The following is a 7,372-nucleotide window of genomic DNA, read 5'->3' on the forward strand; positions in this document are numbered from 1 at the left end:
TGAAAATGCTTTCCACTGTGGGAGCGAGCCTGCTCGCGAATACGTCGGTCCTGTCACCGCACCTATTGGCGCAATACCGGCGCTCAAGTAACCTGTGCGCCACATTTACAGGCCGCCCCCATGATCTTCCTCATCGCCTACATCAGCAGCGTCGTGCTGATCAACTTCGCCTTTTCCACCGCACCGCACCTGGACATCATCTGGTCGGCCTGGGGCGGCCTGGTGTTCGTACTGCGCGACATGGTGCAAACGCGCTTCGGTCATGGCGCGATCGTGGCGATGCTGGCGGCGCTGGTGCTCTCCTACATCACCTCTGACCCTTCCATCGCGCTGGCCAGCGCCACGGCGTTCGCGGTCTCCGAGTGCATCGACTGGCTGGTGTTCAGCATTACCAAGCGGCCGTTGCGCGACCGTCTGTGGATCAGTTCGGCGCTGAGCATTCCACTGGATACCTTCATCTTCTTCGGCATGATCGACGCCTTGACGCCGCCGGTGATCATCACCGCGCTGGCCTCCAAGTTCGCCGGCGTCACCGCCGTCTGGCTGATCATGGCCTGGCGTGATCGCAAACAGGCTGTCGCCAGCTGAAGCCAAACCCTCGGGTTCATGTAAAATGCCGCGCTTTCTCCCCATGGAAAGCGCACCTGCGTGGCTTTCCTCGATGATCCGCTTCCTTTGAGGACCTGAGATGACCCGTATCGGAACTCCATTGTCGCCAACCGCGACCCGCGTATTGCTGTGTGGCTGTGGTGAGTTGGGCAAGGAAGTGGTAATCGAACTGCAGCGCCTGGGCGTTGAAGTGATTGCCGTCGACCGCTACGCCAACGCGCCGGCCATGCAAGTCGCCCATCGCAGCCACGTGATCAACATGCTCGACGGCGCTGCTTTGCGTGCAGTGATCGAAGCCGAGAAGCCGCACTTCATCGTGCCGGAAATCGAAGCCATCGCCACCGCCACGCTGGTCGAGCTGGAAGCCGAAGGCTTCACCGTGATTCCGACCGCGCGTGCGGCGCAGCTGACCATGAACCGCGAAGGCATCCGTCGTCTGGCTGCCGAAGAGCTGGACTTGCCCACCTCGCCGTACCACTTCGCCGACACCTTCGAGGACTACAGCAAAGCCGTTCAGGACCTGGGTTTCCCTTGCGTGGTCAAGCCGGTGATGAGTTCGTCGGGCAAGGGCCAGAGCCTGCTGCGCAGCGCCGATGACATACAGAAAGCCTGGGATTACGCGCAAGAGGGCGGTCGCGCCGGCAAAGGTCGCGTGATCATCGAAGGCTTCATCGACTTTGACTACGAAATCACCCTGCTGACCGTGCGCCACATTGGCGGCACCACGTTCTGCGCACCGGTCGGTCACCGTCAGGAGAAGGGCGACTATCAGGAATCCTGGCAGCCGCAGGCCATGAGCCCGATTGCTCTGGCTGAATCCGAGCGTGTTGCCAAAGCAGTCACTGAAGCACTGGGTGGCCGTGGTCTGTTCGGCGTCGAGCTGTTCATCAAAGGCGATCAGGTGTGGTTCAGCGAAGTCTCGCCACGGCCGCATGACACCGGTCTGGTCACGCTGATTTCTCAGGACCTGTCGCAATTCGCCCTGCATGCCCGCGCCATTCTCGGTCTGCCGGTGCCGCTGATCCGTCAGTTCGGCCCGTCGGCGTCGGCAGTGATTCTGGTGGAAGGCCAGTCGACCCAGACCGCATTTGCCAACCTGGGCGCTGCGTTGAGCGAGCCGGACACCGCGCTGCGTCTGTTCGGCAAGCCGGAAGTGAACGGCCAGCGCCGCATGGGCGTGGCGCTGGCGCGGGATGAGTCGATCGAGGCTGCTCGCGCCAAGGCGACCCGTGCGTCGCAGGCGGTTGTTGTCGAGCTGTAAACCGGGTCGCGGCAGCTATTCGCGAGCAGGCGCGCTCCCACATGGGACTGGGTGAACACAGAATCTGTGACCAATCCCAAAACCCTGTGGGAGCGGGCTTGCCCGCGATAGCGATCTGTCAGGCAACCTGATTCAGATCGTTATTGCGCGTCTCCTTCAAGCACAGCACCGCAATCAGACTCAACACCGCCGCCGCCGACACATACCCGCCGACATAGCTCAACCCGCCCATCGCCACCAGCTTCTGCGCAAAGAACGGCGCCGCCGAGGCTCCGACGATCCCGCCCAGGTTGTACGCCGCGGAAGCGCCGGTATAACGCACGTGGGTCGGAAACAGCTCAGGCAACAGCGCGCCCATCGGTGCGAATGTCACGCCCATCAAAAACAGCTCGATGCACAGAAACAGCGCCACGCCCCAGGTCGAGCCCTGCGTCAGCAATGGCTCCATGAGAAATCCGGACAGAATCGCCAGCACGCCACCGATGATCAGCACCGGTTTGCGCCCGTAACGGTCGCTGGCCCAGGCTGACAATGGCGTCGCGGCGGCCATGAACAACACGGCAAAGCACAGCAGGCCGAGGAACGTTTCGCGGCTGTAACCCAGCGTCGATACGCCATAGCTCAGGGAAAACACCGTCGAGATATAGAACAGCGCATAGCAGACGACCATTGCCGCCGCACCGAGCAGGGTCGGCGCCCAGTATTGGCTGAACAACTCCACCAGCGGCACTTTTACTCGCTCCTGACGGGCGATCGCATTGGCGAACACTGGCGTTTCATGCAATTTCAGGCGCACATACAGGCCGACCATCACCAGCGCCGTACTGAGCAGAAACGGAATACGCCAGCCCCAACTGCGGAACTGTTCGTCATCCAAGGTCATGGCCAAGGTCAGGAACAGGCCGTTGGCCGCAAGAAAACCAATCGATGGCCCGAGCTGCGGAAACATGCCGAACCAGGCGCGTTTGCCCTTCGGCGCGTTTTCCGTGGCCAGCAGCGCCGCACCGCCCCATTCGCCGCCAAGGCCCAGGCCCTGACCGAAGCGCAGCACGCACAGCAGAATCGGCGCCCAGGCACCAATGCTGTCGTAGCCCGGCAACACGCCAATCAAGGTGGTGCACACGCCCATCAACAGCAGCGAGGCGACCAGCGTCGACTTGCGCCCGATGCGGTCGCCGAAGTGGCCAAACAGTGCCGAACCCAGTGGTCGGGCGAGGAAGGCAATGCCGAAAGTGATAAACGCCGAAAGCATCTGCGCCGTGCCGGAGGTCTGCGGAAAGAACACTGGTCCGATCACCAGTGCCGCAGCAGTGGCGTAAACGTAGAAGTCGTAGAACTCGATGGCGGTGCCGATGAAGCTTGCCGTGGCCACGCGGGTGGCGGAATTGGTCGGCTGGGCAGGCGCGGTTTCGCTGTAAGCGGTTTGGGTCGTCATGCGGTGATCCCTGACAGTCATGAGCTCCAGTGGAGCGAATTATTATGGTCGAACACCCAGGGATGTGGGGTAGGGCGCGAGCGCTGTTTCGAGTAGGAACAGTCGTCGGTTTGCAGCGGAAACAGTCAGGATCCGGGCAGTGCCGGGTAAGCACAGGGATCGACGGCGCTTGGGTAAGCGCGTCGATTATAGGAAGGGGGCTAACGATCAAACAAGCGCAAAAGATCGCAGGGTAGGAGCTGCCGAAGGCTGCGATCTTTTGATCTTTTGATCTTTTATCTGGCGGGCACCAAAGCAGGAGCAGAAGATGTATGCCAGATCAGCACCTTGCTCACCCGGTTCTCTTCGGTCTCGAGGATTTCCAGTCGATAACGCCCGATCTTCAGGCACACCGCGCTTTCCGGAATGGTTTCCAGCGCTTCGGTGACCAGGCCGTTGAGTGTCTTTGGCCCGTCGCTCGGCAGATGCCAGCCCAGGCACTTGTTCAGGTCGCGGATCGACGCGGCGCCATCAATCAACATACGCCCGTCGGCCTGGGGATGGATGTGCGGGTTGTCGAGGCTGTGCTCGCTTTCGAATTCGCCGACGATTTCTTCGAGAATGTCTTCAAGGGTGACGATGCCCAGCACTTCACCGTATTCATCGACGACCATGCCGAGGCGGCGTTGCTGCTTGTGGAAGTTCAGCAGTTGCAGTTGCAGCGGCGTGCTTTCCGGGACGAAGTAGGGCTCGTAGCTGGCGGCCAGCAGTGCCTCGCGGGTTAATCCACCGTTGCTCAGCAAATGGCCGATCTGGCGGGTGTTGAGCACCGCTTCGACCTGATTGATGTCGCTGTGAAACACCGGCAGACGCGTGCGCTTGTTCTCGCGCAGTTGCTCGATGATCTCTTCGATCGAATCGTCGAGGTTGATGCCGTCGACATCACTGCGCGGCACCAGAATGTCATTGACCGTGATGTTGTCCAGCGCATGAATGCCCGATACCGGATGGCTGCGGACCGGATGCTCGTGATCCTCATCGTGATCGGTCGGCAACTCGTCCTCGCTCTGTTGCACCACCTGAGCCTTGCGCGTGAACGGGGTCAGCAACAAAGCGCTGACCCGGCTGAACAGCCACGCGAACGGGTAGACGATTTTCATCGGCATGGTCAGCAGGGCATTGCCGAACGCCAGCACAGCGTCGGGATAGCGCCGAGCCACGGTGCGCGGGAAATAATCAGCGAACACCAACAGGATGCCACCGGCGCCAAGGCAGGCCGCCCACGGGCCGTTTTCTTCGCAGAGAAAAATCGCCAGCAGCGTCGCGATGATCACTGCGAGGGCGCGGCACAGGGTGTTGCAGAGGATCAGGCTGTCGAGCGGGAAGCTCAGCTTCGCCAGCGGTTTATCGCTGGCGCGCGAGGCGATACGTTGCGCGAGCAAGTGTTGCTGCGCGATTTCGACGGCGGTAAACAGCCCTGACCATAAAATCAGCAGGACAAATACCGCGAGCATCGGCCCTATGGGCAAACCGTCCATTTATGCCGCCCGTCAGATGTGCAGAATGTATTCACGAACCAGTTTGCTGCCGAAGTACGCCAGCATCAGCAGGCAGAAACCGGCGAGGGTCCAGCGAATCGCCTTGTGGCCGCGCCAGCCCAGACGGTTGCGGCCCCACAACAGCACGCTGAAGACGATCCATGCCAGACAGGCCAGCAAGGTCTTGTGCACCAGATGCTGAGCGAACAGGTTCTCGACGAACAGCCAGCCGGAAATCAGCGACAGCGACAGCAGCGTCCAGCCGGCCCAGAGAAAGCCGAACAGCAGGCTTTCCATGGTTTGCAGGGGCGGGAAGTTCTTGATCAGCCCGGACGGGTGCTTGTGCTTGAGCTGATGGTCCTGAACCAGCAGCAGCAACGCCTGGAACACGGCGATGGTGAACATGCCGTAGGCGAGGATCGACAATAGAATGTGCGCGAGGATGCCCGGCTCTTCATCGATGATCTGCACCGTGCCGGTCGGCGCGAACTGCGCCAGCAATACCGTGATCGCCCCCAGCGGGAACAGCAGCACCAGCAGGTTTTCCACCGGGATCCGCGAACAGGCCAGCAGAGTCAGGGCAATCACCGCGGCGGCAATCAGGCTGGACGCGCTGAAGAAGTCCAGGCCGAGGCCGATCGGGGTCAATAGATGTGTAAGCAGGCTGGCGCCGTGGGCGAGCACGGCGAATACGCCGAGGCTGACCAGCAGGCGCTTGTTCGCCTTGGCGCCGGTGGCCAGGCGGGTACTTTGATAGACGGTCGCAGCGGCATAGAGCAGGGCGGCGGCGAGGGTGGTCAGCAAACTGGGTGACAAGGGGAGCATAAATCCTGTTAGGCGAGCCCGAAAGGCGCTGAGTTTGGCATAGAACCGCCACGGCACGAAAGACTCCGCAAGCTGACGGCGAGGTGTCCGCCGGCCGCAGTCTTCGCTATAATCCGCGACCTGCCCACGCCGCAGGCTCGCCGAGCACATGTTGATTCCGGTCTGGGCCGCCATTATCCCGGTTCGTACAGGGCCTGAAAGGATCGCGCAATGTTTGAAAACTTAACCGACCGTCTCTCGCAGACGCTGCGCCATGTCACCGGCAAGGCCAAGCTGACCGAGGACAATATCAAAGACACCCTGCGTGAAGTGCGCATGGCGTTGCTCGAAGCTGACGTCGCACTGCCGGTGGTCAAGGACTTCGTCAATTCGGTCAAGGAGCGCGCTGTCGGCACCGAGGTGTCGCGCAGTCTGACGCCGGGCCAGGCGTTCGTGAAGATCGTCCAGGCCGAACTCGAAAGCCTGATGGGCGCGGCCAACGAAGACCTCAACCTGAGCGCCGTTCCGCCAGCCGTTATTCTGATGGCCGGTCTGCAGGGCGCGGGTAAAACCACCACTGCCGGCAAGCTGGCGCGCTTTCTTAAAGAGCGCAAGAAGAAGTCGGTCATGGTTGTTTCGGCGGACATCTATCGTCCGGCGGCGATCAAACAGTTGGAAACCCTGGCCAACGACATTGGCGTGACATTCTTCCCGTCCGACCTGAGCCAGAAGCCGGTCGACATCGCCAATGCGGCTATTAAAGAAGCCAAACTGAAATTCATCGACGTGGTCATCGTCGACACCGCCGGTCGTCTGCACATCGACGAAGAGATGATGGGCGAGATCAAGGCGCTGCACGCCGCGATCAACCCGGTCGAAACCCTGTTCGTGGTCGACGCCATGACTGGTCAGGACGCCGCCAACACGGCCAAGGCCTTTGGCGATGCGCTGCCGCTGACCGGTGTGATCCTGACCAAGGTCGACGGCGACGCCCGTGGCGGTGCCGCGCTGTCGGTGCGCGCCATCACCGGCAAGCCGATCAAGTTCATCGGTATGGGCGAGAAGAGCGAAGCGCTCGATCCGTTCCACCCTGAGCGTATCGCCTCGCGGATCCTCGGCATGGGCGACGTGCTCAGCCTGATCGAGCAGGCCGAAGCGACGCTGGACAAGGACAAGGCCGACAAACTGGCCAAGAAGCTGAAGAAGGGCAAGGGCTTCGACCTCGAAGACTTCCGCGATCAGCTGCAACAGATGAAGAACATGGGCGGCCTCGGCGGGCTCATGGACAAACTGCCGAGCATCGGCGGCGTCAACCTGTCGCAGATGGGCAATGCCCAGAACGCCGCAGAGAAGCAGTTCAAGCAGATGGAAGCCATCATCAATTCCATGACCCCGGCCGAGCGCCGCGACCCTGAGCTGATCAGCGGTTCGCGCAAGCGCCGGATCGCCATGGGTTCCGGCACGCAGGTGCAGGACATCGGCCGCTTGATCAAGCAGCACAAGCAGATGCAGAAGATGATGAAGAAATTCACCGCCAAGGGCGGTATGGCAAAAATGATGCGCGGCATGGGCGGTATGTTGCCCGGCGGCGGCATGCCGAAAATGTAAAGACTTCGCCGGTCGTCGCACCGGCGCAGACCCTGCAAGGACGCAGGATCAACAGCAAACCCGCACTCGGCGGGAGCTGACTGGCCGTTTTTATCGACGGCTCTCTATGCAAATCTGCACGGCATGCCATGGGCGCCG

Annotated in this window: 6 protein-coding genes; 3 read left to right on the plus strand and 3 right to left on the minus strand. The window is 61.3% G+C overall.

Annotated features, from left to right (window positions below; translation table 11 throughout):
- The first annotated feature begins 120 nt into the window (after nt 1–120).
- Both F8N49_RS23325 and purT read left to right on the plus strand, forming a co-directional pair.
- On the plus strand, nt 121–588 hold the full coding sequence (locus F8N49_RS23325; protein ID WP_016771544.1) for a VUT family protein: 468 nt from the start codon (nt 121–123) through the stop codon (nt 586–588).
- 100 nt (nt 589–688) lie between these two features.
- A complete protein-coding gene (purT, locus tag F8N49_RS23330) occupies nt 689–1,870 on the plus strand; it encodes a formate-dependent phosphoribosylglycinamide formyltransferase (protein ID WP_122508291.1) in 1,182 nt (393 codons plus the stop codon).
- A gap of 118 nt (nt 1,871–1,988) precedes the next feature.
- On the opposite strand, the gene F8N49_RS23335 is transcribed toward purT, so the two are convergent.
- The 3 genes from F8N49_RS23335 to F8N49_RS23350 form a co-directional block, all read right to left on the minus strand.
- Complete coding sequence (locus tag F8N49_RS23335) at nt 1,989–3,305, minus strand: MFS transporter (protein ID WP_151552774.1); 1,317 nt, start codon at nt 3,303–3,305, stop codon at nt 1,989–1,991.
- 275 nt (nt 3,306–3,580) lie between these two features.
- On the minus strand, nt 3,581–4,822 hold the full coding sequence (locus F8N49_RS23345; protein ID WP_151552777.1) for a CNNM domain-containing protein: 1,242 nt from the start codon (nt 4,820–4,822) through the stop codon (nt 3,581–3,583).
- A gap of 12 nt (nt 4,823–4,834) precedes the next feature.
- Complete coding sequence (locus F8N49_RS23350; protein WP_016771539.1) at nt 4,835–5,647, minus strand: inner membrane protein YpjD; 813 nt, start codon at nt 5,645–5,647, stop codon at nt 4,835–4,837.
- Between the two features lie 210 nt (nt 5,648–5,857).
- Here F8N49_RS23350 and ffh point away from each other — a divergent pair, with 210 nt between their 5' ends.
- On the plus strand, nt 5,858–7,234 hold the full coding sequence (ffh, locus tag F8N49_RS23355) for a signal recognition particle protein (protein ID WP_007967791.1): 1,377 nt from the start codon (nt 5,858–5,860) through the stop codon (nt 7,232–7,234).
- Nucleotides 7,235–7,372: the final 138 nt, after the last annotated feature.

The organism is Pseudomonas sp. GXM4, from assembly GCF_008923895.1.
GTDB lineage: Bacteria > Pseudomonadota > Gammaproteobacteria > Pseudomonadales > Pseudomonadaceae > Aquipseudomonas > Aquipseudomonas atacamensis.

What these genes read in the sequence shown, in the direction of transcription:
- F8N49_RS23345 (WP_151552777.1), bottom strand. Translation starts at nt 4,822, where the DNA reads ATGGACGGTTTGCCCATAGGGCCGATGCTCGCGGTATTTGTCCTGCTG.
- F8N49_RS23350 (WP_016771539.1), bottom strand. Translation starts at nt 5,647, where the DNA reads ATGCTCCCCTTGTCACCCAGTTTGCTGACCACCCTCGCCGCCGCCCTG.
- ffh (WP_007967791.1), top strand. Translation starts at nt 5,858, where the DNA reads ATGTTTGAAAACTTAACCGACCGTCTCTCGCAGACGCTGCGCCATGTC.
- F8N49_RS23335 (WP_151552774.1), bottom strand. Translation starts at nt 3,305, where the DNA reads ATGACGACCCAAACCGCTTACAGCGAAACCGCGCCTGCCCAGCCGACC.
- purT (WP_122508291.1), top strand. Translation starts at nt 689, where the DNA reads ATGACCCGTATCGGAACTCCATTGTCGCCAACCGCGACCCGCGTATTG.
- F8N49_RS23325 (WP_016771544.1), top strand. Translation starts at nt 121, where the DNA reads ATGATCTTCCTCATCGCCTACATCAGCAGCGTCGTGCTGATCAACTTC.